Below are 310 nucleotides of genomic sequence, written 5' to 3'. Positions count from 1 at the left end.
CTCCGAACGGGACTTGCGGGGATGGTCGCTGGCGGAGCTGGCCGAGCGGTCGGCTGTTTCCAAGGCGATGCTGAGCGCGATCGAGCGCGGCATGACAAGTCCAACCGCGGCGCTCCTGGTGCGCATCGCGTCGGCTTTCGGCATGACGAAGGGTGCGCGGGTCATCGATTCGACTCCGCCGGCGACCATCAACTCGGCTTCGTCCGCCTTGATGGCGCGGGCGGCGATGGTGATTGCATCCATGCCGGAACCGCACAGGCGGTTGACGGTGGAACCCGGAATCTCCTGCGGCAGCCGGGCGAGCAGCAGC

Annotated in this window: 1 pseudogene; it reads right to left on the bottom strand. The window is 67.7% G+C overall.

Annotated features, from left to right (window positions below):
* Nucleotides 1-108 precede the first annotated feature (108 nt).
* Nucleotides 109-310 (bottom strand): annotated as a pseudogene (locus EN859_RS36755) (beta-ketoacyl synthase N-terminal-like domain-containing protein); the annotation flags it as partial.

This window comes from Mesorhizobium sp. M00.F.Ca.ET.216.01.1.1 (assembly GCF_004010325.2).
GTDB lineage: Bacteria > Pseudomonadota > Alphaproteobacteria > Rhizobiales > Rhizobiaceae > Mesorhizobium.
Note: the sequence above shows the minus strand (reverse complement) of the source record. Positions and strands in the feature narration are given on the sequence as shown.